At 60.6% G+C, this 26,445-nt stretch carries 27 protein-coding genes; 16 read left to right on the forward strand and 11 right to left on the reverse strand.

The features are described 5' to 3' along the window. The first annotated feature begins 4 nt into the window (after positions 1 to 4). Positions 5 to 505 carry a low molecular weight protein-tyrosine-phosphatase gene (locus K9B32_RS11150; RefSeq protein ID WP_224561934.1) on the forward strand — a complete coding sequence of 167 codons (501 nt, stop codon included), beginning with the start codon at positions 5 to 7 and terminating at the stop codon, positions 503 to 505. On the opposite strand, the gene thpR is transcribed toward K9B32_RS11150, so the two are convergent. Continuing rightward, on the reverse strand, positions 412 to 1,005 hold the full coding sequence (gene thpR / locus K9B32_RS11155) for an RNA 2',3'-cyclic phosphodiesterase (protein WP_224561935.1): 594 nt from the start codon (positions 1,003 to 1,005) through the stop codon (positions 412 to 414). The two genes, K9B32_RS11150 and thpR, sit on opposite strands and share 94 nt — an antisense overlap. A 68-nt stretch (positions 1,006 to 1,073) precedes the next feature. After that, positions 1,074 to 1,718 (reverse strand): arylesterase, encoded by a 645-nt coding sequence (locus K9B32_RS11160; RefSeq protein ID WP_007794307.1) that lies wholly within the window; start codon positions 1,716 to 1,718, stop codon positions 1,074 to 1,076. Positions 1,719 to 1,771: 53 nt separating this feature from the next. Between K9B32_RS11160 and K9B32_RS11165 the strand changes: the two genes are divergently transcribed. The 4 genes from K9B32_RS11165 to K9B32_RS11180 all read left to right on the forward strand — a co-directional run bounded on the left by K9B32_RS11165 (position 1,772) and on the right by K9B32_RS11180 (position 6,594). After that, positions 1,772 to 2,479, forward strand: a complete 708-nt coding sequence (locus K9B32_RS11165) for an ABC transporter ATP-binding protein (RefSeq protein WP_224561936.1) — start codon at positions 1,772 to 1,774, stop codon at positions 2,477 to 2,479. After that, positions 2,476 to 5,019: an ABC transporter permease gene (locus tag K9B32_RS11170; protein WP_224561937.1), complete on the forward strand. Its 2,544-nt coding sequence runs from the start codon at positions 2,476 to 2,478 to the stop codon at positions 5,017 to 5,019. The genes K9B32_RS11165 and K9B32_RS11170 overlap by 4 nt, the downstream gene beginning before the upstream one ends. Positions 5,020 to 5,197: 178 nt before the next feature. Further along, positions 5,198 to 5,926 carry a Bax inhibitor-1/YccA family protein gene (locus K9B32_RS11175; RefSeq protein WP_007794315.1) on the forward strand — a complete coding sequence of 243 codons (729 nt, stop codon included), beginning with the start codon at positions 5,198 to 5,200 and terminating at the stop codon, positions 5,924 to 5,926. Between the two features lie 110 nt (positions 5,927 to 6,036). Then, positions 6,037 to 6,594, forward strand: coding sequence for a GNAT family N-acetyltransferase (locus tag K9B32_RS11180; RefSeq protein ID WP_224561938.1), 558 nt, complete (start codon positions 6,037 to 6,039; stop codon positions 6,592 to 6,594). 6 nt (positions 6,595 to 6,600) lie between these two features. Here K9B32_RS11180 and K9B32_RS11185 read toward each other — a convergent pair whose 3' ends face one another. From K9B32_RS11185 to acnA, 3 genes are all read right to left on the reverse strand, one after another. Beyond that, on the reverse strand, positions 6,601 to 7,002 hold the full coding sequence (locus K9B32_RS11185; RefSeq protein WP_224561939.1) for a DUF2794 domain-containing protein: 402 nt from the start codon (positions 7,000 to 7,002) through the stop codon (positions 6,601 to 6,603). Between the two features lie 365 nt (positions 7,003 to 7,367). After that, positions 7,368 to 8,105, reverse strand: a complete 738-nt coding sequence (locus tag K9B32_RS11190) for a DUF1223 domain-containing protein (RefSeq protein ID WP_224561941.1) — start codon at positions 8,103 to 8,105, stop codon at positions 7,368 to 7,370. Between the two features lie 231 nt (positions 8,106 to 8,336). Further along, positions 8,337 to 11,027, reverse strand: coding sequence for an aconitate hydratase AcnA (gene acnA / locus K9B32_RS11195; protein WP_224561943.1), 2,691 nt, complete (start codon positions 11,025 to 11,027; stop codon positions 8,337 to 8,339). Between the two features lie 258 nt (positions 11,028 to 11,285). Here acnA and ccmA point away from each other — a divergent pair, with 258 nt between their 5' ends. From ccmA to K9B32_RS11220, 5 genes are read left to right on the forward strand one after another with little or no spacing between them, the layout of a single operon-like run. Further along, entirely contained in the window at positions 11,286 to 11,933 is a 648-nt protein-coding gene (ccmA, locus tag K9B32_RS11200; RefSeq protein ID WP_224562259.1) for a heme ABC exporter ATP-binding protein CcmA, read from the forward strand. After that, a complete protein-coding gene (gene ccmB / locus K9B32_RS11205) occupies positions 11,930 to 12,589 on the forward strand; it encodes a heme exporter protein CcmB (RefSeq protein WP_224561945.1) in 660 nt (219 codons plus the stop codon). The genes ccmA and ccmB overlap by 4 nt, the downstream gene beginning before the upstream one ends. A 47-nt stretch (positions 12,590 to 12,636) precedes the next feature. Continuing rightward, positions 12,637 to 13,398 carry a heme ABC transporter permease gene (locus K9B32_RS11210; RefSeq protein ID WP_224561946.1) on the forward strand — a complete coding sequence of 254 codons (762 nt, stop codon included), beginning with the start codon at positions 12,637 to 12,639 and terminating at the stop codon, positions 13,396 to 13,398. Positions 13,399 to 13,400: 2 nt separating this feature from the next. After that, positions 13,401 to 13,568, forward strand: a complete 168-nt coding sequence (gene ccmD, locus K9B32_RS11215; RefSeq protein WP_007794336.1) for a heme exporter protein CcmD — start codon at positions 13,401 to 13,403, stop codon at positions 13,566 to 13,568. Next, on the forward strand, positions 13,565 to 14,170 hold the full coding sequence (locus K9B32_RS11220) for a DsbE family thiol:disulfide interchange protein (protein WP_224561947.1): 606 nt from the start codon (positions 13,565 to 13,567) through the stop codon (positions 14,168 to 14,170). The genes ccmD and K9B32_RS11220 overlap by 4 nt, the downstream gene beginning before the upstream one ends. On the opposite strand, the gene K9B32_RS11225 is transcribed toward K9B32_RS11220, so the two are convergent. From K9B32_RS11225 to dapF, 5 genes are all read right to left on the reverse strand, one after another. Then, positions 14,171 to 14,758 carry a DUF2585 domain-containing protein gene (locus tag K9B32_RS11225; protein ID WP_224561948.1) on the reverse strand — a complete coding sequence of 196 codons (588 nt, stop codon included), beginning with the start codon at positions 14,756 to 14,758 and terminating at the stop codon, positions 14,171 to 14,173. It lies immediately after the preceding gene. Next, positions 14,755 to 15,399 carry a septation protein A gene (locus K9B32_RS11230; RefSeq protein WP_007794344.1) on the reverse strand — a complete coding sequence of 215 codons (645 nt, stop codon included), beginning with the start codon at positions 15,397 to 15,399 and terminating at the stop codon, positions 14,755 to 14,757. The genes K9B32_RS11225 and K9B32_RS11230 overlap by 4 nt, the downstream gene beginning before the upstream one ends. Positions 15,400 to 15,462: 63 nt before the next feature. Beyond that, the gene (ftsY, locus tag K9B32_RS11235; protein WP_224561949.1) at positions 15,463 to 17,055 is read right to left on the reverse strand and encodes a signal recognition particle-docking protein FtsY; all 1,593 of its coding nucleotides are present in this window, start codon (positions 17,053 to 17,055) and stop codon (positions 15,463 to 15,465) included. A 15-nt stretch (positions 17,056 to 17,070) separates the two neighbouring features. Then, positions 17,071 to 18,345: a tRNA (N(6)-L-threonylcarbamoyladenosine(37)-C(2))-methylthiotransferase MtaB gene (mtaB, locus tag K9B32_RS11240; RefSeq protein ID WP_224561950.1), complete on the reverse strand. Its 1,275-nt coding sequence runs from the start codon at positions 18,343 to 18,345 to the stop codon at positions 17,071 to 17,073. Further along, a complete protein-coding gene (dapF, locus tag K9B32_RS11245; protein ID WP_224562261.1) occupies positions 18,342 to 19,247 on the reverse strand; it encodes a diaminopimelate epimerase in 906 nt (301 codons plus the stop codon). Before dapF ends, mtaB begins: the two co-directional genes overlap by 4 nt. Before the next feature lie 209 nt (positions 19,248 to 19,456). On the opposite strand from dapF, the gene K9B32_RS11250 reads away from it, so the two are divergent. Then, the gene (locus K9B32_RS11250; RefSeq protein ID WP_224561952.1) at positions 19,457 to 21,415 is read left to right on the forward strand and encodes an elongation factor G; all 1,959 of its coding nucleotides are present in this window, start codon (positions 19,457 to 19,459) and stop codon (positions 21,413 to 21,415) included. Here K9B32_RS11250 and K9B32_RS11255 read toward each other — a convergent pair whose 3' ends face one another. After that, positions 21,416 to 22,420, reverse strand: a complete 1,005-nt coding sequence (locus tag K9B32_RS11255) for an MBL fold metallo-hydrolase (protein WP_224561954.1) — start codon at positions 22,418 to 22,420, stop codon at positions 21,416 to 21,418. Between the two features lie 305 nt (positions 22,421 to 22,725). On the opposite strand from K9B32_RS11255, the gene ffh reads away from it, so the two are divergent. The 5 genes from ffh to trmD all read left to right on the forward strand — a co-directional run bounded on the left by ffh (position 22,726) and on the right by trmD (position 26,421). Further along, complete coding sequence (gene ffh / locus K9B32_RS11260) at positions 22,726 to 24,291, forward strand: signal recognition particle protein (RefSeq protein ID WP_224561956.1); 1,566 nt, start codon at positions 22,726 to 22,728, stop codon at positions 24,289 to 24,291. A gap of 15 nt (positions 24,292 to 24,306) precedes the next feature. After that, entirely contained in the window at positions 24,307 to 24,627 is a 321-nt protein-coding gene (locus K9B32_RS11265) for a chorismate mutase (RefSeq protein WP_007794368.1), read from the forward strand. Positions 24,628 to 24,676: 49 nt separating this feature from the next. Then, positions 24,677 to 25,045, forward strand: a complete 369-nt coding sequence (gene rpsP, locus K9B32_RS11270) for a 30S ribosomal protein S16 (protein WP_007794371.1) — start codon at positions 24,677 to 24,679, stop codon at positions 25,043 to 25,045. 117 nt (positions 25,046 to 25,162) lie between these two features. Continuing rightward, a complete protein-coding gene (gene rimM, locus K9B32_RS11275) occupies positions 25,163 to 25,732 on the forward strand; it encodes a ribosome maturation factor RimM (protein WP_224561958.1) in 570 nt (189 codons plus the stop codon). A gap of 8 nt (positions 25,733 to 25,740) precedes the next feature. After that, positions 25,741 to 26,421, forward strand: coding sequence for a tRNA (guanosine(37)-N1)-methyltransferase TrmD (trmD, locus tag K9B32_RS11280; RefSeq protein ID WP_224561960.1), 681 nt, complete (start codon positions 25,741 to 25,743; stop codon positions 26,419 to 26,421). Positions 26,422 to 26,445 lie beyond the last annotated feature (24 nt).

The raw sequence follows: 26,445 nt of genomic DNA on the forward strand, positions 1-26,445 counted from the left end.
ACAGATGAAACGCATTAGCATCCTGTTTGTTTGCATGGGCAATATCTGCCGTTCGCCCCTTGCCGAGGGTATCTTCTCGCATCTTGTCGACGCTGCTGGTCTTGCTGATTGTTTCGAAATCGATTCGGCCGGCACCAGTGGCTGGCACGAGGGCGAGCATCCGGATCGGCGTTCGATCGCAACGGCCAGAGGTCACGGGATAGACATCTCCCGACAACGCGCCCGTCGGATAACGACGGAGGATTTCAGCCACTTCGACCTGATACTCGCGATGGATCGCGCAAATATCGCCGAACTGCATCGGATGCACCCGGAAGCCACAAACATCCGCCTGTTCAGCGAGTTTGCGCTCGAATCCGGCGAGGATATACCCGACCCATACTACGGCAGCCGGGACGAGTTCGAACTTGTCTACGCCAGGCTCTTTACTGGCTGCAGGAAGCTGCTGGACGCGCTGGGCACAGACAATGCCTCGTGGAGCGGGAAGACCTCTTCCGTCAGATAAGGACCGCCACCGACCGATTCCCTCGACGACAGCAGGACGAAGCGGGGAACGGTGAAGGCCGAAGTCTGGAAATTTCCACGACCGGCGAGATAGTGGACAACATCATCGACCCGCGACGATTTCAGCCGCGCCAGCGTGACATGCGGCGTGAACTTGCGAGGATCCGGCGGCAATCCGATGCGCTGGCAGATCCGCTCGATTTCCGCTTGAAGCGCATACATCTCCGGCGAGGGCGAGACGCCGGCCCAGACCGAATGCGGCTTCTTGGATCCGAATGCGCCGATACCATCAAGGCGGATCTGGAATTCGGGGCGGTCGATGCGGTCAAGCCGATCGACAATTTCGTCTGCCGTCCGTCCATCGACATCGCCGATAAACCGCAAAGTGATGTGGTAATTCTCCACATCAATCCATCTTGCACCAGGGAGACCACCGCGCAGCAATGAGAGGCTCATCGCGGCATTGCGCGGAATTTCGAGGGCGGTAAACAGTCTCGGCATAACGAGCACTCCCCGAATCTTTTGCAGGTGCTCACACGGAATCACGCATTGGGCACCTGTGCAAGCCCCTAATTCTTCACAGTAGAAATCGTTCCCAAGAATTGCGTGATAGCCGGCTCCATCTTTTCGACCATCACATCGACCCCCTTGCTGTTGGGGTGCATCCCATCTTCGAGCTTCAAACCAGCCGCAAGGGCGACGCCGTCGAGAAAGAAGGGATAGAGCGCAACACCATGTTTTTGCGCGAGTTTCGGGTAGATCGCATTGAAGCGTGCGGCATAGTCACCACCCATGTTCGGCGGCGCCAGTATACCGACAAGAAGAACGGCAATGCCGCGTTCCTTTAGCCGGACAATCATCTGGTCGAGATTCTTTTCACTTTCTTCGGGAGGGATGCCACGCAGTGCATCATTGCCGCCGAGTTCGAGAATTACGCCATCGGTACCATCGGGAACCGACCAGTCGATTCGTGCAAGACCGCCGGTCGTCGTGTCCCCGGAGACCCCCGCATTGGCGATCGATATATCGACCCCTTTGGCCTTCAGAGCGGCTTGCAGTTTTTCTGGAAACCCGTCGCCGGGAGGAAGCTGGTAGCCTGCCATCAGGCTGTCCCCAAAGCCGACAAGGCTGATTGTCCTTGCATTGGCTGTGACCGAGAACATCAGCGAGGCAACAATGACGGCGATGTGAAGGCCGGCAACTTTAAATCTCATTCCGCTTTCCCTAGATTGGCAAGACGATCGGCATCTATATAGGGCGAATACTGTTGGCAAAAACCATCATCGAGTTGAAGCGCGCCGATTTGACGCTTGGCAGCGCAGCCGCCTCCGTCCATGTGCTGAAAGGCATCGATCTGACGATTGCCGCCGGGGAGTCGGTCGGCATCCTAGGGCCGTCGGGCTCCGGCAAATCGACATTGCTGATGGTGCTTGCAGGGCTTGAGAAACTCGATAGTGGCGAGATCAATGTCAGCGGCACACCATTGCATGCTCTGAGTGAAGACGAAGTGGCCGACTTCCGTGGGCGTAACATCGGCATCGTCTTCCAATCTTTCCACCTGATTGCCAACATGACGGCGCTGGAAAACGTCGCCGTGCCGCTGGAGCTTGCCAACCTTTCCAATCCCTTCGAAATCGCACGCCGCGAATTGAAATCCGTCGGTCTTGGCGATCGATTGAACCATTATCCTGGCCAGCTGTCCGGCGGCGAGCAGCAACGCGTGGCAATTGCACGCGCCCTCGCACCCTCGCCGGCATTGCTGATTGCCGACGAACCGACCGGCAACCTCGATACCGACACCGGCCGCCAGATTGCAGATCTTCTGTTTTCGAAGCAGGCTGAGCGTGGCATGACGCTGTTGCTTGTCACCCATGACACCGCCCTTGCCAAACGCTGCTCCAGGCAGATTCGGGTTCGTTCCGGCCAAATTGAGGGCGATAGTGCGCCAGCGCAGCCCGAGGCTGCGATTGCATGAGATTGCTGACCCCGCGCGTCTCCCTTGCCTTTCGTCTCGCGCTTCGCGAACTTCGCGGCGGGCTCGGCGGCTTTTACATCTTTCTGGCCTGCATCGCCCTCGGCACCGGCGCCATTGCGGCGGTCAACTCGGTTTCGCAGTCGATCACCGACACGATCGCCACGCAGGGTCAGGAGATCCTTGCCGGTGACGTACGCTTCGAGCTTAACAACCGCGAGGCAACGGAAGCCGAAATGGATTTCCTGCGCGAGTTCGGAAAGGTGTCGACGGCAACTGGCCTGCGCTCGATGGCACGCAAGCCCGACGGCTCGGATCAGGCTCTAGTCGAAGTCAAGGCGGTCGACGGCGCCTACCCACTCTACGGTACCTTCGAGGCCGAACCGAACTATCCGTTGCACGCGCTTCTGTCCGGGCAGAGCGGTACCTATGGCGCAGTCGCCGCGCCGCTTCTGCTCGAGCGACTTGGGCTTTCCATTGGCGACGAGATCCTCCTCGGCAATGTCATTCTGAACGTCACCGGCACGATCAAGACCGAACCTGACGCGGTTTCGGAAGGCTTCGGCTTCGCACCCCGCCTCCTCGTGAGCAGGGACGCGCTCAAGGCATCCGGCCTCATCCAGACCGGCAGCCTGGTCGAGCACGTTTACAAGATTCGCATGGACGACCCCGCCGAGAGATCCACGATCCGCGATCGGGCTGCGAAGGAATTTCCGTCCGCCGGCTGGTCGATCCGCACCAGCGACCGGGCAGCCCCTTCGCTGACCGAGAACATTGAACGATTTTCGCAGTTCCTGACACTGGTCGGACTGACGGCCCTGATCGTCGGTGGTGTCGGGGTCGCAAACGCCGTGCGAGCTTTCCTCGATTCCAAGCGGACGACGATCGCAACCTTCAAATGCCTTGGCGCGCCGGCGGCGACCGTAGTTCTGATCTACCTCTTCCAGATCGCCATCATTGCGCTCGGCGGCATGGTCATCGGGCTCATCATCGGAGCGCTGGCACCAATCGTGGCGTCGCAATTTCTTGCGCAATTCTTGCCTGTTTCCACCGATGTGACGTTCTATCCCGAGCCCTTGGCCCTCGCGGTCGTTTTCGGCATTTTGACAACACTGGCCTTTGCCATCATGCCGCTCGGACATTCCCGCGAGGTTCCGGCAACTGCGCTCTTCCGCGAGCAGGGTTTCGAAGCGCGGGGCTTGCCATCCTGGCCCTATATTCTTCTGGCAGTGGTCTTTCTCCTCGCACTCGCCGGTCTCGCTATCATAACGGCTTATGATCGCTTCATCGCGGTCGTCTTTGTCGGGGCAATCGCCTTCGCCTTTGTGATCCTGCGGCTTGTCGCGGCCGGCATTGCTTGGCTCGCGCGTCGCAGTCCACGCGTCAATTCGCCAGCCTTGCGCCTCGCAATCGGTAACATCCATCGGCCCGGCGCACTGACGCCCTCCGTCGTCCTGTCGCTCGGTCTTGGCCTTGCACTGCTTGTCACCCTCACGCTGATCGACGGAAACATGCGTCAGCAACTAACCGGACGCATGGCCGCTGGCGCACCGAATTTCTTCTTCGTCGACATCCAGGGATCGGAACTCGAGAAATTCCGTAGCGTCGTAAAAACCGGTTCCCCGGATGGCAAGCTGGTCGAAGTGCCTATGCTGCGCGGCCGCATCCTCGCCTTCAACGGCGAGGACGTGACGAAGCGGAAGGTTTCGCCGGGCGGCCAGTGGGTGCTGCGTGGCGACCGCGGCATTACCTATTCGGAAATATTGCCGGAGAATGCGTCCTTGACCGAAGGTTCCTGGTGGCCGAAGGATTACAGCGGCGAGCCGCTTGTCTCCTTTTCAGCTGAGGAGGCCGGAGAACTCGGCTTGAAGATCGGCGACACCGTCACCGTTAACGTGCTTGGGCGTAACATCACCGCCCAGATCGCCAATCTGCGCAAGGTCGAGTGGGAATCGCTTTCCATCAACTTCGTGATGGTATTCTCGCCCAATACGTTCCGCGGCGCCCCGCACGCCTGGCTGGCGACGCTCACTGACCCGACGGCGACCTCTAGCCAGGAGGCCACGATCCTCAAATCCGTGACAAATACCTATCCGACAATCACCAGCGTGCGCGTCAACGATGCGATCGACATCGTCAACACACTGGTGGCGCAGCTGGCGACGGCGATCCGCGCCGCCGCCTCCGTTGCGCTTATCGCCTCGGTGCTTGTTCTTGCCGGCGCTCTGGCTGCTGGCAACCGCGCTCGTACCCATGATGCGGTCGTTCTTAAGACACTCGGCGCGACGCGGCGAATGCTGATCCGCGCCTTTTGCTACGAGTACCTTATCCTTGGCGCTGCGACCGCAGTCTTTGCCCTCTTCGCCGGCGGCGTCGCGGCCTGGTTCATCACCGCCCGGATCATGCGCATCTCCTCGCACTTCCTGCCCGATGTCGCCGGCCTGACGCTCGTGACTGCTTTGGTACTGACCGTCGGTATCGGTCTCATCGGAACCTGGCGCATCCTGGGGCAGAAGGCGGCACCCGTTTTGCGCGAACTCTGATTGACCAAACAGAGAAATTTCCTTCACCTTACGGCGATTTAACCCGATCCCGGGTTGCAAGGGCCTTGTTTGCGAAAGCCGAAAGGCTCATATTGTGTGCAGGCATGCTGGGCTCCGCAGCGGCGCCCGGGTTTCGCGCCCGCCACCGTGTCCACACCGGAGCTTGTAAGAGGAAACTATGGCTGACCTTCGTAATTACCAAGGCCGCGTTCAGACCGGCGAGATGATCGACCAGGGCCTACGCAGCTATATGCTCAAGGTCTACAACTTGATGGCGCTGGGTCTGGCGATCACGGGTGTAGCCGCTTATCTGGGCTTCAATTTCGCCGTCCAGGACGGCCAACTGACGCAGTTTGGCGTATTGCTTTTCCAGTCGCCGCTCCGCTGGGTGGTCATCCTTGCACCGCTGGCTGCCGTGTTCTTCCTGAGCTTCAGGATTAACCGGATGAGCGTTGCCGCCGCGCAGACGACCTTTTGGGTCTACGCCGCGCTGGTGGGGCTCTCGCTCGCGTCCATCTTCCTGGTCTACACACAGTCGAGCATAACACAGACGTTCTTCGTGACCGCAGCCTCCTTTGGCGCGCTCTCGCTGTACGGCTACACGACCAAGCGTGATCTCTCCGCGATGGGCTCGTTCCTGATCATGGGCCTTTTCGGCCTGATCATCGCGTCGATTGTGAACATCTTCCTGGCATCGTCCGCCCTTCAGTTCGCGGTCTCTGTGATCGGCGTGCTGATCTTCGCAGGCCTGACCGCCTACGACACGCAGCGCATCAAGGAACTGTATTACGAAGCCGACGGCGCAGAAGTAGCCGGCCGCAAGGCGATCATGGGTGCACTAACCCTGTATCTCGACTTCATCAACCTCTTCATGTTCCTGCTGCAGTTCATGGGCGACCGCAAGTAAGGAACGGGGATGTATCGAAAAAGGCGGCTTCGGCCGCCTTTTTTGTTGCCTGGTCATGCGGAGAATGATTTCTGGAAGAGTCCATTGTTCATATCCGCCCGGCCGACCGCATGCCCATCTTCCTCCGCGACGCTTCCTCATCCGACCTCTCCGCCATCACGGCCATCTATCGCGAATCCGTCCTGAATGGTGTCGCAAGCTACGAGATCGTCCCGCCGGAGCAGAGCGAGATGGCGGCACGATTTTCCGCAATCACGGGTCAGAGCTATCCCTACATCGCCGCGACTGGTGAGGATGGCAACTTGCTCGGTTACGCCTATGCCTCAGCCTTCCGCACACGCCCAGCCTACCGCTGGATGGTCGAGGATTCGATTTACCTGGGACCGGAAGCGCGCGGCAGGGGAATTGGAAGGCTGTTGCTCGCCGAACTGATCCGACGCTGCACGGATCTCGGCTTTCGCCAGATGGTGGCCGTGATCGGCGGCGCGCATCCGGCCTCGATCGCCTTGCATCGGGCACTGGGCTTTGAAGAAACCGGCCGCCTGAAAGGAACTGGCTACAAGCACGGCCGTTGGCTTGACACAATGATCATGCAGCGCGCTCTGGGCGAAGGCGCGGCCACCGACCCCGATCCCTCTGTCTACCCAGGCACGCTGTTCAAGGTGTAACAGGGTTCACTTCTCAACGAGCTTCAGAACCTTATCGAAGACCTTCAAAACCTGCTGCAGCTCGTGTCCGCGCTTCAAGATGACACCGTGCGTATTGATAACGGAGTAGGCCCCCTGCTTGGCGGCGAGCTTCGGATTCTTCTCGATACGAAAGAGCGGCATTTCGCCCGATCGTTTGAAAACCGAGAAGATGGCGCGGTCTTTCAGGTGATCAATCGCATAGTCGCGCCAGTCACCCTCGCCAACCATGCGGCCATAAATCCACAAAATCGCATCGAGCTCGCGTCGGTGGAACGTGACCGGCGCTGGGTCCCTACTCTGCTTATATTCCTTGAGATCTACGACGACTGAGGAACTGCTCTCGGCTAACCGGCTCTCGCCGTGCCGCAAATCCTGCTGATCTGTCATCAGTCTCCCTGTGCCTCCGCTTGTGACAGGTGAATGACAGTTTGCCTTAGCGTTTATAAATTGCAAGCAGGCGATCAGTCACATTAATCATAGTCTGTGCAATCTCCCGAGTGCCGCAATTCAGTCAAAACAGCGCCTCATTTGCAAGGGAAATTCCCTCACGACTGCGCCGCGGGGCCGTTCGGGCCCGCGTTGCACACGAATTGCGCATGATCTTTTTGCCAGATTCGGTCTGCTGAAAAGGTTGCGTGCGAGTTTGGCGCCAGCGCGCCAAAGGGCCCGGCTGACCGTATCGACCTTAACCCCAGCCCCGAATACGATCAGCCGGGCCGCCCCGTTTTCATCCGCGCAAGCAGATGAAATGGTCAGATGTTCTTCCCGGCCATGACGACCGTCGCTCCGAGGATCGCAGATGGGTTGCCATCGGCGGTGGAGGATTGAAGCAAAATCGCGCAGCCCTCAAGATCCGGCTTCTGCATCACGCTTGCCGGCAGCGTCAAGCTCGTTTCCTTGCCCTCCCACATGCCGACGGTTTCCACGTCTGCAACACTGTTTAGGTAGGCGATCTTCTTGCCGCTGTTTTCGCCCTTCTCGACATCAATGGTTTTCTCACGGTTGAAGTAGACCATGACGACATTGGCTTTGCCCTGTCCCGCGCCGATCTTAATCTCGAGTTGGTCGCCGCGCATCTGTGCCTTCACCGGCACTGACAACCCCATACCTTCAGCTGCATAGCCATCGATCTTCTTATTGATCGCGCCGAGATCGGCGCCTGCTACGTGGTCGCGGCCATTGATGATGACCTGCGGCGTATAGACGTTGGCACGGCCCATCGCCTGCGCATAACCATACTGCCGCTCGGTATTTTCCTTGGAACTCAGCGTGTCGGCCCATCCCATGTAGTTCCAGTAATCAACGTGATAGGCAAGAGCGATAACGCCCCCGGCCTCGACGAGCCTACGGAAAGCTGCATCAGCTGGAGGACAAGACGAACATCCCTGCGAGGTAAAAAGTTCAACCACACCTTTCGGCGCGTCCTGGGCAAAAAGTGGGCCGGCAAGCGCCACACCTGCAACCAGAGAAATCAGAAACCGCGGGGACATTCATGCACCTTTTCTTCCGCACCTACCGCCACGTTTGGCCGCAGGTCCGATGTCTGAGCGTAGAGATAGTGTTTCTCGGTCGAAACGGAAAGTCACGAACGGGTGAGGCAAAGCTTCGTGGAAGCCAAGCTGAAACACATCGTCGTGAGCAGACATCCAATACCTTGCGCTCAAACAAAAACCGCCGGAAATCTCTTTCCGGCGGTCATTGTCATGCAAGTCTGTTAACAATCAGGCAGCGAGATCTCGCAGAACCGTCTGCAGGATGCCGCCATTGTTGAGGTAGATCACTTCGTCGAGTGTATCGACACGCGACAGCAGCGGAACTTCCTTCACGGTGCCATCGCCATAGACGATCTTGGCGATCTTCTTCTCGCGCGGCTTGATGTTTTCCAGGCCTTCGATGGTGACGAGTTCGTCGCCCTTGAGACCGAGGCTTGCCCAGGTCGTTCCCTCTTCGAAGACGAAGGGGATGACGCCCATACCGACCAGGTTCGAGCGGTGAATACGCTCGAAGGACTGGGCGATCACAGCCTTGACGCCGAGAAGGTTGGTGCCCTTTGCAGCCCAGTCGCGGGACGAGCCGTTGCCGTACTCGACGCCGGCGAAGATGACGAGCGGAACGCCTTCGGCCTTGTACCGCATGGCCGCGTCGTAGATCGATTCCTCTTCCTTCGACGGATAGTGGATGGTGTAACCGCCTTCCTTGCCGTTCGGGCCGAGCATGTGGTTGCGGATGCGGATGTTGGCGAAGGTGCCGCGCATCATTACTTCATGGTTGCCGCGACGCGTGCCGTACTGATTGAAGTCCGCAACGGCGACGCCGTTGCCGAGCAGGTAGGAACCCGCAGGCGATGCTGCCTTGATCGAGCCGGCCGGGGAAATATGGTCGGTTGTGATCTTGTCACCGAAGAGGCCGAGAACACGGGCATTCTTGATATCCGAAGTGCCAGTGCCCTTCTTGCCCATGCCGACGAAGTAAGGCGGGTTTTGAACGTAGGTCGAGTTGTCGTCCCAGGCATAGGTCTGGCCCGGAGGAACCTGCACCGCCTGCCAGTTCTCGTCGCCCTTGAAGACGTCAGCGTACTTCGTCTCATAGAGTTCGCGGGTAACGTACTTCTGGATGAAGTCCTGAACTTCGCGCGACGTCGGCCAGATGTCCTTGAGGAACACCGGGTTGCCGTCCTGGTCTTCACCGATCGGCTCCTTGGTCAGGTCCTTCTGGACCGTGCCGGCAAGCGCGTAGGCGACGACCAGCGGCGGAGACGCCAGGTAGTTCGCCTGAACGTCGGGAGAGATGCGGCCTTCGAAGTTGCGGTTGCCCGACAGAACGCCCGAAACGATGAGGCCCTTGTCGTTGATCGTCTTCGAGATCGGCGCCGGCAGCGGGCCGGAATTGCCGATGCAGGTCGTGCAGCCGAAGCCGACGAGGTTGAAGCCAAGCTTGTCGAGGTCAGCCTGCAGGCCGGACTTGGCCAGGTATTCGCCGACGACCTGCGATCCCGGTGCAAGCGAGGTCTTGACCCACGGCTTGGACTTCAGGCCCTTGGCAACAGCGTTGCGGGCGAGAAGGCCGGCGGCGATCAAAACCGACGGGTTGGAGGTGTTGGTGCAGGACGTGATAGCCGCAATGGCAACGTCGCCATGGCCGAGGTCGAAATCGGTGCCTTCCACCGCGTAGCGGTTGGTAAGCTGGCCGGGCTTCTTGTAGTCGGTGTCCATTGAGCCAGCGAAGCCGGAGGCGATATTTTCGAGCGGGATGCGGCCTTCCGGACGCTTCGGGCCGGCCATGGCAGGCACGACGTCGCCGAGGTCGAGTTCCAGCGTATCGGTGAAGACGAGGTCCGAACCGTCGCCTTCGCGCCACATGCCCTGCGCCTTCGAATAGGCTTCGACCAAAGCGATACGGTCCTTGGCGCGGCCCGACATGTTGAGGTAGTTGATGGTTTCGCCATCGACCGGGAAGAAACCGCAGGTCGCGCCGTACTCCGGACCCATGTTGCCGATCGTTGCGCGGTCGGCGAGCGGCATGTTGTCCATGCCCGGGCCGAAGAATTCGACGAACTTGGAAACGACGCCCTTCTTGCGCAGCATCTGCACGACCATCAGCACGAGGTCGGTCGCCGTGACGCCTTCCTTGAGCTTGCCGGTAAGCTTGAAGCCGATGACTTCAGGCAGGAGCATCGAGACCGGTTGGCCGAGCATCGCGGCTTCGGCTTCGATACCGCCGACGCCCCAGCCGAGAACGCCGAGACCATTGATCATCGTCGTATGCGAGTCGGTGCCGACGCAGGTATCTGGATAAGCGATCGTCTCGCCGTCCTCTTCCTTGGTCCAGACGGTCTGGCCGAGATATTCGAGGTTGACCTGGTGACAGATCCCGGTGCCTGGAGGAACGACGCGGAAGTTCTTGAACGCCTGCTGACCCCACTTCAGGAAGCGGTAGCGTTCGCCGTTGCGCTGGTATTCCAGCTCGACGTTCCTGGCGAAAGCCTGCGGCGTGCCGAATTCGTCGACGATGACGGAGTGGTCGATGACGAGGTCGACGGGAACCAGCGGATTGATCTTCTCGGGATCGCCGCCGAGCGAAACCATCGCGTCACGCATCGCGGCAAGGTCGACGACGGCGGGAACGCCGGTGAAGTCCTGCATCAGCACGCGCGCCGGGCGATAGGCGATTTCGTTTTCGACAGCACCCTTGTTATTGAGCCATTCAGCAACGGCCAGAATGTGTTCCTTGGTCACTGACTGACCGTCTTCGAAGCGCAGCAGGTTCTCGAGCAGAACCTTCATCGAGTAAGGGAGCTTCGAAACGCCCGGCAGGCCATTCGCCTCAGCCTTGGGCAGGCTGAAATAGACGTAGTCCTTACCGTTCACGGTGAGCGTGGAACGACAATTGAAGCTGTCAAGAGATTTAGACACGAGAGACCCCGTTTCTGATAGCGAACACAATCGTGCGGACGCCTATGCACGTAATGCACATCAGGATGCGGGTACGGCCATTTCCGCTGTCCGCACGTGGAGCCAAGCCCATGTTCGGCGCAAGGATGAAATTCACGCCGACCGCTGGCGTGGTTGCGGGTCTTATAGATAATTTCTAAGAAAGGTGCCAGAGAGTGCGTGACCCATTTCGGATTTTTTTGCATTGCGATGACTGAAAAATTAAACCACGGAAAAGTCATGCATCTCGAGGCGGCCAATCTGGCCGCGCGCCGCGGGGAAGACCTGATTTTCGAGGGCGTGTCCTTTCGCCTGGAATCAGGCGAAGCGCTAGTTTTGACAGGTAAAAATGGATCGGGAAAGTCAACTTTGCTGCGTGTCGTCGCCGGTCTGCTGCGTCAGGAAAGCGGTTCGGTGAGCTTCACTGATTCGCATGGCAACACTCTCCGGCGCGTCGGCGAAATCAGCCACTATCTCGGCCACCGCAATGCGATGAAAAGCGAGTTGACAGTCACCGAAAACCTCGACTTCTGGCGCCGCTTTCTTGGAGATACGCACGGCGCTTCGGCCGTTTCCATAGACGAGGCTGCCGAGGCCGTCGGGCTCGCAGGGATCACGCACCTCCCTTTCGGCTACCTTTCGGCTGGCCAGCAACGCCGCTTTGCCTTCGCCAAGCTGCTTATCGCCCACCGGCCGCTCTGGATCCTCGATGAACCGACCGCTGCACTGGACACAAACGGCGACCGCCTCTTTACAGAGCTTATCGAAGCGCATCGACGCAAAGGCGGAATCGTGCTCGCGGCGACCCACCAGCCGTTAGGACTGGAAGGCGCGCGGGAATTGCGGATGGCGGGATTTGCCCACGCCGGACCGGGGGTGTGGGCATGACAGCCCTTCTCCTGCGCGATCTCAACCTCTCCATTCGCGCCGGCGGCGGTGCGCTGATCGGCGTTCTCTTCTTCCTGACCGTTGTCGCAGTCATACCCTTCGGTGTTGGGCCCGATCTAGCGCTGCTGTCCCGCATCGGCCCGGCAATTGTCTGGATCGGCGCACTGCTTGCCGCACTTCTCGGCCTTGACCGCCTGTTTCAGGCCGAACGCGACGATGGCTCGCTCGATCTCATGTTGATGCAGGAGACGCCGCTCGTCCTGACGGTGCTGGTCAAGTGCCTGGCACACTGGATCGCCACCAGCCTGCCGCTGGTCATCGCCTCGCCGCTGCTCGGCCTGTTCATGAATATGAGCGAGACGGCAATCGGCGCAACGATGCTGACGCTGCTCGTTGGTTCGCCCGCGATTACCTTCATCGGCGCGGTTGGTGCAGCCGTTGCCGTCGCCCTGCCGCGTGGTGGTCTGCTGGTCTCGATCCTGGTGCTGCCACTGACCATCCCCGTGCTGATCTTCGGCGTCAGCGCCACTTATGCGGCGGTCGAGGGGCCATCGCCCTTTCTGCCGCCTTTCCTCATCCTGATCGCGCTCACGCTGTTCTTCGCCGTCATCGGTCCGGCGGCGGCGGCATTGGCGCTGCGCAACACGTCGGATTGATGGAGCGCTCGATTGCGGCATCAGGCATATCGCGGTAAGGAAACGACATGAGCGAAACGAGCCTTGCCATCACGAAATTCAGCGACCTCGCCAACCCTGCGCGGTTTCTGGCGCTGGCTGTGCGCATCCTTCCCTGGATGGCCGGTTTCACGGCCCTCTGTTTTATCGTGGGGCTGTATCTCAGCTTCACGACCGAAGGCGACTACCAGCAGGGCGAAACGGTTCGCATCATGTATATCCACGTGCCGGCCGCCTGGCTGGCGATGATGGGCTATACGATCATGAGCATTTCGGCGATCGGCACACTGGTCTGGCGCCATCCGCTAGCGGATGTATCGGCAAAGGCCGCAGCCCCGCTCGGCGCCGCCTTCACGCTGATTGCCCTTGTGACCGGTTCCCTCTGGGGCAAGCCGATGTGGGGCACCTGGTGGGTCTGGGATGCCCGGCTCACGTCCGTCTTCATTCTGTTCCTGATGTATCTCGGGCTCATCGCCCTCAATCGCGCGATCGACGACCCATCGAAGGCGGCCCGCGTCAACGCCATCCTGATCCTCGTTGGCTTCGTCAACATCCCGATCATCAAGTTCTCGGTCGATTGGTGGAACACCCTGCATCAATCCGCGAGCGTTTTGCGCCTCGACGGTCCAGCCATCGATCCGGAGTTCCTGCGGCCACTGCTGGTGATGGCCGTTGCATTCACCGCGCTCTTCTTCACGCTGCACATCATGGCCATGCGCAACGAAATCTGGCGCCGCCGCGTCATCGCCCAGCGTCGTATGGCGGCACGCTTGGCGAGCCGCGAGGGATAGCCATGACACACGCCTTCTATGTCTACGGCGCCTACGGCTTTGCCGCCCTTGTCACGGCAGCGGCCACCCTTTGGACTTGGGCTGACGGCCGCGCGCGCCGTCAGGAACTGGCAGCCCTCGAAGCCTCCGGTATCCGTCGCCGCTCGGCGCGCGCAAAGGACGGCGAATGAGCACCGCACCAGAAACGAGCCGCGCCAAGCGCGGATTTGGGCGCTACGCCGTCGCCTTGATCCCGTTGATCGTCTTTGCCGGCATCGCAGCCACCGCAGCAAAGATGCTTTACGATCAGGACGTCCACGGCAAGGATATCTCGGAAATCCCGTCGGCCCTGATCGGCACGAAGGCGCCGGCGCTGAACCTCGCGCCACTCGAGGGCGCCAACCTTCCGGCACTGACCGACAGTGCCATCAAGGGCAAACTGACGCTCGTCAACGTTTTCGCCTCGTGGTGCATTCCCTGTCGCGAAGAGCATCCGATCTTGAAGGAGCTGGCAAAGGACGGCCGCCTCAACGTGGTTGCCATCAACTACAAGGACAAAAACGACAACGCACTTCGCTTCCTCGGCGAACTTGGCAATCCCTTTGCCGCAATCGGTGTCGATCTCAAGGGGCAGGCAGCCATCGATTGGGGTGTCTACGGTATCCCCGAGAGCTATCTCGTCGCTCCCGACGGCACGATCCTCTACAAGCGGGTCGGCCCGTTCGACGAAGTCAGCCTGAAGGAAGGGCTTTTCCCGGCCATGGAGAAGGCGCTGGCCAAGCCGGCGTCCTGACTAGATCCCGCCTTGCCAGGTCTTGATCGCCTCAATTGGCCAAATCAGCATCAGTACGTTGAGTGTCAGGTTGTCGCGAATGACATAACCGGTGAACAACTCGAAGAAAATCGCGATCGCGATCGTCAGTGCAACGGGCGCCCGCGAGGCGAAGAAGAACCCGACGACCATGAAGACTGTGTCCATCGACGAGTTCAAGATGCTGTCGCCATAGTAGTCGAGCGAGATCGTCGCCGTTCGATAGCGGTCGATGATCAAAGGCGAATTTTCCAGCAGTTCCCAGCCGGATTCGATCATCAGCGCAAAAAGCAGCCGCATGGCGATCGGCTTTCCGCGCAGAACAAGGTGCGCGATGCCGTAGAAAATGAAGCCGTGAATGATGTGGGACGGCGTGTACCAATCGGAAATATGCTGGGAGTTACCGCTGGAATTGACGGTGCCTTCCCATAGTTTGACATATCCGCAGGTACAGATGGGGGTGCGGCCCATCATGTATTCGGCGATGATCTGGATCAGCAGAACCGCAATGCACGCAGCGAACCAGAATGTTTGATGCTTCGCTCTGTCTGCCGTATCCAGTGTCGTCAACTCTCGGTCTCTCCCGCCGGTGTGACCGTATGCTTCATGATCAACGGCATCTGCGCAAGCGTGAAGATGATGGTTATAGGCATTGTCCCCCAGACCTTGAAGGCAACCCAGAAATCATCAGAGAAATTGCGCCAGATGACCTCATTCAGCACCGCGAGGAAAAGGAAAAAGACGCCCCAGCGGATGGTCAGCTTCCGCCAACCCTCGGCATCAAGCTGGAAGGCCGCGTTGAAGACATAGCCGAGCAACGATTTGCCGAAAGCTAGGCCGCCAAGCAACGCAACGCCGAACAGCGCGTTGACGATGGTCGGCTTCATCTTGATGAAGGTTTCGTTCTGCAGATAGATCGATAGCGATCCGAAGATGACGACCACGATCCCCGAGACGAACGGCATGATCGGCAGATGCCCGAGCACGACCTTCGAGACGATCAGCGAGATCACGGTTGCCGCCATGAAGAGGGCCGTTGCCACGAATAGTGGTCCGCCGAGCTCCGACAGAGCCGGAAACCGCTCGACCAGCCACGCGCCGCGCAGGTTGGCGAAAAAGAAGATCAGCAGCGGGCCAAGCTCCAGCGCCAGCTTCAGCATCGGGTGATGCCGGTCGGCCGCGCTTGGGGTGATATCGCTCTCTGTCGTCATGCTATCTCAAATCCGTTTGTGAACACGAGACGCTTGCCCGCGCTTGTCGGCATATCTGTGGCATTATTGACCGAGGCCGGCAATGGCATGGGCAAAATCCTCCGCCTCGAAAGGCTCCAGATCTTCGACACCTTCGCCGACACCGATGAAATAGACCGGCAGCTTGTGCTTGGCGGAGATCGCCACGAGAATGCCGCCCCGCGCCGTGCCGTCGAGCTTTGTCATGATCAGCCCGTTGACCCCGGCCACGTTGCGGAAGATCTCCACCTGCGACAGGGCGTTCTGCCCCGTCGTCGCGTCAAGCGTCTGCAGCACCGTATGCGGCGCATCCGGATCGAGCTTGCCGAGAACACGAACGATCTTCTCGAGTTCGGCCATCAGCTCCGCCTTGTTCTGCAGGCGGCCGGCTGTATCGATGATCAGCACATCGCACTTCTTCGCCTTGGCCTGCTCGAAGGCGTCATAGGCAAGACCCGCCGCATCGGCACCGAGCTTGGTACCAATAAACTCCGACTTGGTGCGGTCGGCCCAGATCTTCAACTGCTCGATGGCAGCGGCACGGAAGGTGTCGCCGGCAGCCACCATAACCTTTAGCCCGGCGCCAGAAAGCTTGGCCGCCAGCTTGCCGATCGTCGTGGTCTTGCCAGTACCGTTGACGCCGACGACCAGGATGACATGCGGCTTGTGGCTGAGATCAAGCTGCAACGGCTTCGCGACAGGCTTCAGCACCTTGGCGATCTCGCTCGCCATGATGCGGCTGACATCCTCGCCGGTGACGTCCTTGCCGTAGCGCTCGGAAGCCAGCGTATCGGTGACGCGCATGGCCGTCTCGACGCCAAGATCGGCTTGGATCAGCAGATCCTCGAGATCCTGCAGCGTATCATCATCGAGCTTGCGCTTGGTGAAGAGGGCCGCGATCTGGCCGGTGAGCTGCGACGAAGTGCGGGCAAGGCCGGCGCGCAGGCGCTGGAACCAGGAAAGTTTTGGCGCTGGCACCAGAGGCGCGGCCTCGGAAGCCGCGGGACCGGTGGCAAATCCCTTTGGAAGAACGGGAGCGGCGGAGGCATCGCCGGAAGCGTTATTCTCCGCCGGCGCAGAAGTCTCTTGTTCGGCGGGAGAGGCCCGATCGGCGACGGGCTGCTGTTCCGCGTCGGCTTCCGCCGCAAACTCTGCAGCCGAGGACGTCTCTTCGGTTTCGCTGGCCGACGCTACTTCCGCAACATCTTCCACTTCTGCCTGCTCGCCGATCTCCGAATGCAGGGGCGAAGCTGCAGGAAGCGGCTCTTCCGCAGCGCTTTCGACAGGAGCATTGATCTCCGCTTCGGCTTCAAGCAGCGAGAGCGGCACAAGGCCCATGTCGCCCGCCTGCACCTCCGACGGTAGGACCTCGGAAACGTCGTCCTCATCAGGCGCAAGCGCTTCCGCCTGCTCTGCAAGCTCCTCGATGGCGGCGTCTTGGCCTACGTCATTGGCAGGCCCGCCGGCCGTCTCCATCTCTTCTGCCAGGACCGGGTCGGCGGCAACGGGAAGGTTTTCCTCGCGCGAATGCGGCTCCGGCTCGGATTCGAGCACCTTCGTCTCGACCGCCTTCGGCGCCTGTTCTTCCTCCGGCTTGGGCCCGAAGGTGAAGACCTTTTTGATGAAACTGAACGCCATGAAGATTCCGTAAGCTCAGGCCGCGTCGGCGGCCGTCAATTGCATGTCGAGGTGTTTGCCGTTGTGCCCGGTGATGACAGCCTGCACGAAGCTTCGGGGCGCAAGCCCTACTGCTGCGACAAGAGTGAAGTTCTCGGTATGCGCCAATCCGTTGTTTTCCACCAGCAGCCATTGCTGTGTTCCCACCATCCCGTCGAGATGGGACTGATGCAGTTGATGTCCAGTGGCGCGAAGTCGCGCCGCCCGTTCCTTGACCAGCGCGCGATCGAGCTGTGGCATTCGCGCGGCGGGTGTTCCCGGTCGTGGGCTGTAAGGGAACACGTGGAGATGGGCGATATTGGCCTCTTCCGCCAGCCGCATGGCATTGGCGAACATCTCTTCGCTCTCGGTCGGAAAGCCGGCGATCATATCAGCACCGAAGCTCATGTCCGGTCGTAGGCGGCGCACGTCGTTAACGAAAGCCAGGGCATCCGCGCTCGAATGGCGGCGCTTCATTCGCTTCAGGATCATGTCGTCACCATGCTGTAGCGACAGATGCAGATGCGGCATGAACCGCGCCTCGTCGGCAATCAGATCAAGCAGATGCATGTCGGCCTCGATGCTGTCGATCGATGAAAGCCGCAGACGGCGAATATCAGGCACCTGCTTCAGAAGCGTCTTGGCAAGCAAGCCGAGCGTCGGCTCGCCGGGCAGGTCGGCGCCATAGCTGGTTGCATCGACACCCGTCAGCACAATCTCCCGGTACCCGCTTTCGACCAGCTTGCGGGCCTGATCGACGACTGCCCCCATCGGCACGGAGCGCGAATTGCCGCGGCCATAGGGAATGATGCAGAAGGTGCAGCGGTGGTCGCAACCATTCTGAACCTGGATGAAAGCCCGCACATGACCATCGATGTGCTTGACCATCTGCGGCGCCGTTTGCCGCACGCTCATGATGTCGTTGACGCGCAGCTTCTCTTCGGCCGAAACGCCGAAATCCGGCAGGGCGCGATAGGAGGCGCTCTTCAGCTTTTCCTCGTTGCCGAGGACGGCATCGACCTCGGCCATGTCGGCGAAAGTTTCTTTTTCCGTCTGGGCCGCACAGCCGGTCACAATGATACGGGCATGAGGATTGTCGCGCCGCACACGCCGGATCGCCTGGCGAGCCTGACGCACAGCCTCGCCGGTAACGGCACAGGTATTCACGAGGATGGCATTGTTGAGCCCGGCCTTTTCGGCCTCCGCTCGCATCACTTCGGATTCGTAGGTGTTGAGACGACAGCCGAAGGTGATGACCTCAACGCCGCTCACCGCGCTTCCGCTCCCTGCGCGGCATCCCGCGACCACGCACCCGTCGACGGATCGAGCGTGCCGGACCACTCCCATTCCGCAGGGCCTGTCATGATGACGTGACCATCACGCTCGCGCCATTCGATCGTGAGCACACCCTGGTTGGGGCTGCTTGCGACCTTCACCGCGACTTCGCGCCCCGTGCGGCCGGTGCGGGCGGCAGAAGCGGCCGTGGCACAGGCGGCAGAACCGCAAGCAAGCGTCAGTCCCGCGCCCCGCTCCCAGGTGCGCGTCGTGATCGAACTCGGAGAGGTCACCTGCGCCAGCGTGATGTTGGCGCGCTCAGGGAACATCGGATGGTTTTCGAGCAGCGGGCCGAAGCGGCCGAGATCGAACGACATCACATCCCGATCCACCCAGAAGATCGCGTGCGGATTGCCCATGGAAGCGACGGATGGAGAATGCAGCACGGGATTGTCGATCGGCCCGATCTGCAGCTCGATACGGCTGGTATCGTGGAATTCCTCGGCAAGCGGGATCTTGTCCCAGTCGAAGACCGGCCTACCCATATCGACGGAGATCGTCCCATCCGCGTGCTCGACGGCATTGAGGATGCCTGCCACCGTCTGGAAAGTGAAAACCTTCTTGCCGGTTTCCGACGCGAGCGCCTGCACGACACAACGCGTACCGTTGCCGCAAGCCTGTGCCTTCGAACCGTCGGAATTCAGAATATCGATCCAGGCATCCGTGCCCGCTGCCTTCGGATCATGGATCGCCATGATCTGGTCGAACTGCGTGTCCGGCTCGGCATTCAGCGCGATTGCAGCTGTAGGCGTCACCCTGTCGGCACGGCCGCGCATGTCAACGACCAGGATCTTGTTGCCAAGCCCGTTCATCTTTGCGAATTCGACCGTTGCGCTCATAGGTGTCATGTCCGTCTCTGTTTGGGCTGTATATGGCGGAAATGCGGGGGAATTACCAGTGGCTTGACGGACCCGAGCACCGCGACACATTCATGGGAGAACCATACCGAGGCCTCATATTTAAGAATGATCGCAACTATCTGGCACTTTTCTTCGCTTAGAGGCATTCTTTGGTTTCGGATGCGTGCTTTTGGCAGGGAGGATCGCCGATGCGCTGCTTCACGGTACTTGGGCCCTCGCAGACGGGAAAAACGACGCTCGTCGCAAAGCTGGCCTCGCTCGAGGGAACGCCCAGAAAGTCAGCCTCTCCATATGGATCAAGCCTGACGGAATTCGATTTCAAGGACGAAGCTTGGTGTGCGATCGACACCCCCGGGGCAAACGAGGCCCTGGCCTTGGCGCAGGACGCCCTCCTCGTCAGCGACGCCTGTATTCTCTGCATATCGCCGACACCTGATGAAGCCGTTCTGGCAGCACCCTATCTCCGCGCAATCGAGGCCTCGGGAACGCCCTGCGTGGCCTTCATCAATCGGATGGACGAGCCGCGCGGCCGATTGCGCGATGTCATCGCCGCACTCCAGGCCTACTCCAACCATCCGTTCGTCCTACGGCAAGTCCCGATCCGCGAAGGCGACACGATTGTCGGCAGCTGCGATCTGATTTCCGAACGGGCCTGGCGCTACCGGGAAGGGCAGCCTTCCGCGCTGATCGAACTGCCGCAGGATGCGGTCGAGCGCGAGCACGAGGCGCGCGCAGAGATGCTCGAGCAGCTTTCGGAGTTCGACGACTGGCTGCTCGAGGAGCTCATCGAAGACCGTGAGCCGGCAAGTGATACGCTGTTTGCCATCTCCTCGCGGATACTCAAGGAGAACCGGGTCATCCCCGTGCTGTTCGGTGCCGCCTCGCACAGCAACGGCATCATGCGCCTGATGAAGGCTCTTCGCCACGAGGCGCCACCGGCAGCAGCGCTACGGACCAGGCTCGCTGGAAGCTCCGGCGCGCAAGAGACGGAACTTTCTGCCGTTAGTTTCCACGCCTATCACAAGGCCAATGTCGGCAAGACAGTCCTGATACGCGCGTTTGCCGATGGCTTGAAGCAAGGCGCTTCCCTCGGCGGCGCCACTCTAGGTCCCTTGCAGGAAGCCGGCAGCGGAAAGCCGATCAGCGGCACCGTGCAAGCAGGCGGCATCTTTGCCGCTCTCAAGTCGGACCATCTGCCCGCGCCCGCCCTGCTGACGCAGTCCACCAGCGTCGAACCGCCCGACTGGACGACACCGCCGACACCCATGCTCGAAAGAATCCTTGTTCCCGGCAGCGAACGTGACGAAACCAAGCTCTCGGCAACGCTGGCGAAATTGGCGGAAACCGATCGCGGCCTGAAGGTGATGCAGGAGGAAGGCACCGGCGCGGCACTGATCTGCGCACAGGGACCAGTCCACCTACGCGATCTACGCAAGACGCTCTCTGAGGTCTTCCGCGTCGAAGTGTCGGACCGCGCGCCGAACCCGATCTACCGGGAGACCATCTCGAAGCCCTCGGACGTGCGTTACCGGCACCGTAAGCAGACAGGCGGGGCCGGCCAATTCGCCGATGTGCAGCTCAGCGTCCGGCCGAACGAACGCGGCCAAGGCTTTACCTTCGGCGAAAGTGTCAAGGGCGGCACTGTGCCGCGAAACTATATACCGGCCGTCGAGGCCGGTGCCCGCGAGGCAATGGAGAAGGGGCCGCTTGGTTTCCAGGTCATCGATGTCGATGTGACATTGACCGACGGCCAGTATCACTCGGTCGACAGCTCCGATTTCGCTTTCCGTGCAGCGGGGAAGATGGGCGTCAAGCAGGCGCTGTCGCAGGCATCCGCCGTTCTCATGCAGCCTGTCATCAGGGTCGATATCCATATCCCCTCGGTCTACTCCGGGGGTATGGTGACGCTCGTCTCCTCTCTCAAAGGACAGGTGCTTGGCTTCGACCGAGACGAGAACGCGAAGGGCTGGGACATATTCCGAGCGCTAGTGCCGGGCGGTGTGTTGGAAGAGTTGGCACGATCGCTGAAATCCGCGACCCAGGGCATCGGCCACTTCTCCAAGACCTTCGATCACTTCGAGGAGCTTTATGGCAAGGAGGCCGACACCATCATCAACACGCACGGCTCAGGGGCTCAGCCGCACTGATCATGCCCGCGGCACGTCGAAGACTTCGCCTGCCCTGAGCGGTCGGAACCGTTCCGGCGATATGCCGCGCTCGGTCATGGCCGCTTCCAACGCCTTGAGCGGCGCATCGATCGCCTCGTCAGTCAGCTGGAACGTCGCAAAGTGATGCCCGGCCACATAGGCCGCATTGGCCAACTGCATGCCCATCACCGCTTCCGCAGGATTCTGATGCTGGCCCTTCATGAACCAGCGCGGCTCGTATGCCCCGAAAGGCAGGATGGCGAGGCGAAAGGCGCCATGCTTTTGCCGCGCCGCCCCATAGTTGACACCGCCGTGAAAACCCGTGTCCCCGACATGGTAGATCTTCCCGGCCGGTGTCGACAGGACGAAGGCCGCCCACAGCGCCATGCGACGGTCGCCAGTGCCGCGTGCTGACCAATGATGCACCGGCTCGGCATCGATCCCGATACCCGCAAGGGATATGCGCTCGCCCCAATCCATCGCCGTCACCTGTATGTCGGGCACGGCGCGGCGAATGATTGTATCGTTGCCAAGTGGCGTCACGACATGCGGCCGATGCTTTGCCTGCAAGCGCGCGAGCGTCGCGACATCAAGATGGTCGTAGTGATTGTGGGAAACCAACACGAGATCGATCGGGGGTAGATCGTCGAATGCGATGCCCGGTGCAACGGCGCGCTTCGGGCCGGCAAAGGTGACGGGGCTGGCGCGCTCGGACCAAACCGGGTCCGTGAGGATGTTAAGTCCCGCGACCTGCACCAACAGTGTCGCATGACCGACCATGGTTACCCGCAGATCGCCACCATTCACACGCAGATCGGGTTTTGCTGGTGCGAACGGGCTCGGAACCGACTTCGGCCAGCGATCGCGGCCGCCGCCGAACTGCCACCGCATCAGGTCTCGGAAGCCGAGAGGCTCGATACCATCCGGATTGAAGAAATGCGTGCCGTCGAAGTGATCGGAGACAGGCCCCTGATAGTAGGGATTGCGTCGTTTGGCCGTGGGCATGCAACAGCGATTCCGTTGAAGGGAAAGCAGATCTGGGATTGGGCGCGCGGTTTTGAAAGGTCGAAACGCCATCTTTTCTCGACGTTGCCTTGACTCCCGGCGCTTTTTCCTGTTTACCGCCGCTCAATCTGCGACGAGCTTCAAGACTCGAGCCACCGACCGGGACCCGCAAAGGTATAAACTGATCCCGGAGGTCCACACCCGACAGCGCGATGCGCCCTCGGGTGCTTTTTGGCTTTGCGTCTTGTTTTCGTCAAGGAAAAGCACGAGGTTTCCGTCATCCCGGAAATCACAAGGAAGAGCCGATGTTTGAAAACCTCCAGGACCGTCTTGGATCCATTCTGAATGGACTGACAGGCCGTGGCGCGCTTTCGGAAGGCGATGTTTCCGCAGCGCTGCGCGAGGTTCGCCGTGCGTTGCTGGAAGCAGACGTGGCGCTCGATGTCGTGCGCTCCTTTACCGACCGCGTCCGCGAAAAGGCCGTCGGCGCCGAGATCCTGAAGTCGATCAAGCCTGGCCAGATGGTCGTCAAAATCGTCCACGACGAGCTGATCGAGATGCTCGGCGGCGAGGGCGTCGGCGTCGATCTGCATGCAGCGGCCCCCGTCGTCATCATGATGGTCGGCCTGCAGGGTTCCGGTAAGACGACGACGACCGCGAAAATCGCCAAGCGGCTCACCGACCGCGAAAAGAAAAAGGTGCTGATGGCATCGCTCGATACGCGCCGTCCGGCCGCGCAAGAGCAGCTTCGCCAGCTCGGTGTCCAGACGAGCGTCGACACGCTTCCCGTGATATCAGGCCAGTCGCCGACCGACATCGCCGCCCGCGCCGTGCAGGCAGCCAAGCTCGGCGGTCATGACGTCGTCATCCTCGACACCGCCGGCCGCACGCATATCGACGAACCCTTGATGGTCGAAATGGCCGACATCAAGAAGAAGTCGAACCCGCATGAAATTCTACTGGTCGCGGACTCGCTGACCGGTCAGGACGCCGTCAACCTCGCCCGCAATTTCGACGAACGCGTCGGCATCACCGGCCTCGTGCTGACCCGCATGGACGGCGACGGCCGCGGCGGTGCGGCGCTTTCGATGCGCGCTGTGACCGGCAAGCCGATCAAGCTGATCGGCGTCGGCGAGCGCATGGGCGAGCTGGAAGAATTCCACCCCCGCCGTATCGCTGATCGCATCCTCGGCATGGGCGACATCGTTTCGCTGGTCGAGCGCGCTGCCGAAAACATCGACGCCGAGAAGGCGGCAGCCATGGCCGCCAAGATGGCCAAGGGCAAGTTCGACCTCAACGATCTCGCCGACCAGCTGCGCCAGATGCAGAAGATGGGGGGCATGGGCGGCATCATGAGCATGATGCCCGGCATGGCAGGGATGAAGGACAAGATGGCCTCGGCCGGCCTCAACGACGGCCTGTTCGGCCGCCAGCTCGCCATCATCGGCTCGATGACCAAGGCCGAACGAGCCAACCCCGATATTCTCAAGCATTCGCGCAAGAAGCGCATCGCCGCCGGTTCCGGCACCGATGCCGCCGACATCAACAAGCTTTTGAAGATGCACCGCCAGATGGCGGACATGATGAAGATGATGGGCGGCAAGGGTAAAGGCGGCCTGATGAAGCAGATGATGGGCGGTCTCGCCGGCAAGATGGGTCTCGGTGGCCTCGGCGGCGGCATGCCCGATCTATCGAACATCGACCCCAAGCAGCTCGAAGCGCTCCAGAAGCAGGCAGAAGCTGCCGGTCTTGGAAAGCCGGGCGGCGGCTTGCCTGGCCTCGGCGGTGGTTTGCCGGGCCTGGGTGGCGCCAAGCTCCCTGGCCTTGGCGGCGGTTTCCCGGGTCTGCCCGGCTTGCCCAAGAAGAAGTGAAGGGTCGCTTAGAAGATGATTGATCCTGAAATCAAAGCCCAGCTTTCGAACTATCGCCAGTCGATCGACAACATCGACGCGGCGCTGGTCCACATCCTGGCCGAACGGTTCCGCTGCACCAAAGAGGTCGGCGTTCTCAAGGCCAAGTACAAGTTGCCGCCGGCCGATCCGGCGCGCGAAGAATACCAGATCGAACGCCTCCGCCGCCTGGCGAAGGATGCCAATCTGGATCCGGATTTCGCCGAGAAGTTCTTGAACTTCGTCATCAAGGAAGTCATCCGGCATCATGAGCAGATCGCTGCAGACCACGCCGAAAACGGCGCCGCAGCAAAATGAACCATACCGCCGGATCAGGCGGTCCAGAAAAGTCCAAGGAGTAAAGAAAATGGCACTGAAAATTCGTCTCGCCCGCGGTGGTTCCAAGAAGCGCCCGTACTACCACATCGTTCTCGCCGACGCCCGTTCGCCGCGCGACGGCCGCTTCCTGGAAAACCTCGGTTCCTGGAACCCGATGCTTGCCAAGGACAACGACGCTCGCATCACGCTGAACAACGACCGCATCAAGCACTGGCTTGAGCAGGGCGCACAGCCGACCGACCGCGTTCTGCGCTTCCTCAACGAAGCCGGCCTCGCAAAGCGAGACGCCAAGAACAACCCGGTCAAGGCAAAGCCGGGCAAGAAGGCCCAGGAGCGCGCTGCTGAAAAGGCTCAGAAGGCCGCCGACGCCGCCGAAGCTGCTGCTTCCGCAGAATAATCGGGGACTTTCCCTTATCGAACGGGCGGCATGGCGACATGCCGCCCGTTTTCGTTTCCATTCCACCGCACTTCGTTTAAGAGAAGCCCAGATTTGCGGCTTCATGTGAAGGACGTCATGGCAAAGCTTGAAAATCCGGTTCTGATGGCAACGATCGGTGGCGCCCAAGGCCTTCGCGGCGAAGTGCGCGCCAAGGCCTACACCGCCGACCCGACCGCGCTCGGCGATTACGGCAACCTGCACAGCCTCGATGGCCGCACCTTCGAGATTCTCGATATCCGCGAGATGAAGAACGTCGTCGTCGTTCGCTTCCGCGGCATCAACGACCGCAATGCTGCTGAGGCGCTGAACGGACTGGAGCTCTACATCGAGCGCGATAACCTGCCGGATGAGGAACTTGAGGAAGATGAATTCTTCTACGCCGATCTCGAGGGGCTGGAAGCGCTCGACGACCAAGGCGTCAGCTACGGCACCGTGACCGGCGTGTTCGACTTCGGCGCCGGCGATCTCCTGGAATTGAAGGGACCGGGCAAACGCCCGGTACTGATCCCCTTCTCTGAGGCCTCAGTCCTCGACATCGACCTCGAAGGCGGCAGGATCACCATCGATCCGCTGGCTGCCGGCCTCGTCGATACCGAGGATGACAGCGCGAAATTCACGCCCGACACGCCGAAAAAGAAGAAGTGAGGCCGCCGATGGCGTTCCGCGCGACCGTGCTGACCCTTTACCCGGAGATGTTTCCGGGTCATCTCGGCTACTCCCTCGCCGGCAAGGCGATGGAGCGTGGCCAATGGTCGCTCGATACCGTGCAGATCCGCGATTTTGCCACTGACAAGCATCGCACCGTCGATGATACACCCGCTGGTGGCGGCGCTGGCATGGTGCTGAAACCCGATGTTCTCGCCCGCGCCATCGACAGTGCTTCCGAGAACGACAGCCGGCCACGCCTGCTGATGAGCCCGCGCGGCAAGCCGCTGACACAGGAGCGCGTGCGCGAACTCGCATCTGGCGATGGCGTCATCATCGTCTGCGGCCGCTTCGAGGGCGTCGATCAGCGCGTTATCGATGCGCGTAAATTGGAGGAAGTCTCGATCGGTGACTACGTGCTCTCAGGCGGCGAACCGGCGGCGCTGACCGTACTCGATGCGATCGTCCGTATTCTGCCTGGCGTCATGGGCAACGATCTTTCCGGGCTGCATGAAAGCTTCGAAGGCGGCCTGCTTGAGCATCCGCACTACACCCGGCCGCAGGAATGGGAAGGTCGGGAAATTCCAGCGATTCTCACATCTGGCAATCACGGCGCGATCGACAAATGGCGCCGCGAGCAGGCACTGCAACTGACCCGGGAACGACGCCCGGACCTGCTGGAAGAATAAGAGATGGCCGGCCGCCAGGCATCC

It is taken from the genome of Rhizobium sp. 3T7 (assembly GCF_020166565.1).
Lineage (GTDB): Bacteria > Pseudomonadota > Alphaproteobacteria > Rhizobiales > Rhizobiaceae > Rhizobium.

Bases quoted from the DNA above. Each gene is read 5' to 3' on its own strand.
- K9B32_RS11150 (WP_224561934.1), top strand. From the start codon at position 5: ATGAAACGCATTAGCATCCTGTTTGTTTGCATGGGCAATATCTGCCGT.
- thpR (WP_224561935.1), bottom strand. From the start codon at position 1,005: ATGCCGAGACTGTTTACCGCCCTCGAAATTCCGCGCAATGCCGCGATG.
- K9B32_RS11160 (WP_007794307.1), bottom strand. From the start codon at position 1,718: ATGAGATTTAAAGTTGCCGGCCTTCACATCGCCGTCATTGTTGCCTCG.
- K9B32_RS11170 (WP_224561937.1), top strand. From the start codon at position 2,476: ATGAGATTGCTGACCCCGCGCGTCTCCCTTGCCTTTCGTCTCGCGCTT.
- K9B32_RS11175 (WP_007794315.1), top strand. From the start codon at position 5,198: ATGGCTGACCTTCGTAATTACCAAGGCCGCGTTCAGACCGGCGAGATG.
- K9B32_RS11180 (WP_224561938.1), top strand. From the start codon at position 6,037: ATGCCCATCTTCCTCCGCGACGCTTCCTCATCCGACCTCTCCGCCATC.
- K9B32_RS11185 (WP_224561939.1), bottom strand. From the start codon at position 7,002: ATGACAGATCAGCAGGATTTGCGGCACGGCGAGAGCCGGTTAGCCGAG.
- K9B32_RS11190 (WP_224561941.1), bottom strand. From the start codon at position 8,105: ATGTCCCCGCGGTTTCTGATTTCTCTGGTTGCAGGTGTGGCGCTTGCC.
- ccmA (WP_224562259.1), top strand. From the start codon at position 11,286: ATGCATCTCGAGGCGGCCAATCTGGCCGCGCGCCGCGGGGAAGACCTG.
- ccmB (WP_224561945.1), top strand. From the start codon at position 11,930: ATGACAGCCCTTCTCCTGCGCGATCTCAACCTCTCCATTCGCGCCGGC.
- K9B32_RS11210 (WP_224561946.1), top strand. From the start codon at position 12,637: ATGAGCGAAACGAGCCTTGCCATCACGAAATTCAGCGACCTCGCCAAC.
- ccmD (WP_007794336.1), top strand. From the start codon at position 13,401: ATGACACACGCCTTCTATGTCTACGGCGCCTACGGCTTTGCCGCCCTT.
- K9B32_RS11220 (WP_224561947.1), top strand. From the start codon at position 13,565: ATGAGCACCGCACCAGAAACGAGCCGCGCCAAGCGCGGATTTGGGCGC.
- K9B32_RS11230 (WP_007794344.1), bottom strand. From the start codon at position 15,399: ATGACGACAGAGAGCGATATCACCCCAAGCGCGGCCGACCGGCATCAC.
- ftsY (WP_224561949.1), bottom strand. From the start codon at position 17,055: ATGGCGTTCAGTTTCATCAAAAAGGTCTTCACCTTCGGGCCCAAGCCG.
- dapF (WP_224562261.1), bottom strand. From the start codon at position 19,247: ATGAGCGCAACGGTCGAATTCGCAAAGATGAACGGGCTTGGCAACAAG.
- K9B32_RS11250 (WP_224561952.1), top strand. From the start codon at position 19,457: ATGCGCTGCTTCACGGTACTTGGGCCCTCGCAGACGGGAAAAACGACG.
- K9B32_RS11255 (WP_224561954.1), bottom strand. From the start codon at position 22,420: ATGCCCACGGCCAAACGACGCAATCCCTACTATCAGGGGCCTGTCTCC.
- ffh (WP_224561956.1), top strand. From the start codon at position 22,726: ATGTTTGAAAACCTCCAGGACCGTCTTGGATCCATTCTGAATGGACTG.
- K9B32_RS11265 (WP_007794368.1), top strand. From the start codon at position 24,307: ATGATTGATCCTGAAATCAAAGCCCAGCTTTCGAACTATCGCCAGTCG.
- rpsP (WP_007794371.1), top strand. From the start codon at position 24,677: ATGGCACTGAAAATTCGTCTCGCCCGCGGTGGTTCCAAGAAGCGCCCG.
- rimM (WP_224561958.1), top strand. From the start codon at position 25,163: ATGGCAAAGCTTGAAAATCCGGTTCTGATGGCAACGATCGGTGGCGCC.
- trmD (WP_224561960.1), top strand. From the start codon at position 25,741: ATGGCGTTCCGCGCGACCGTGCTGACCCTTTACCCGGAGATGTTTCCG.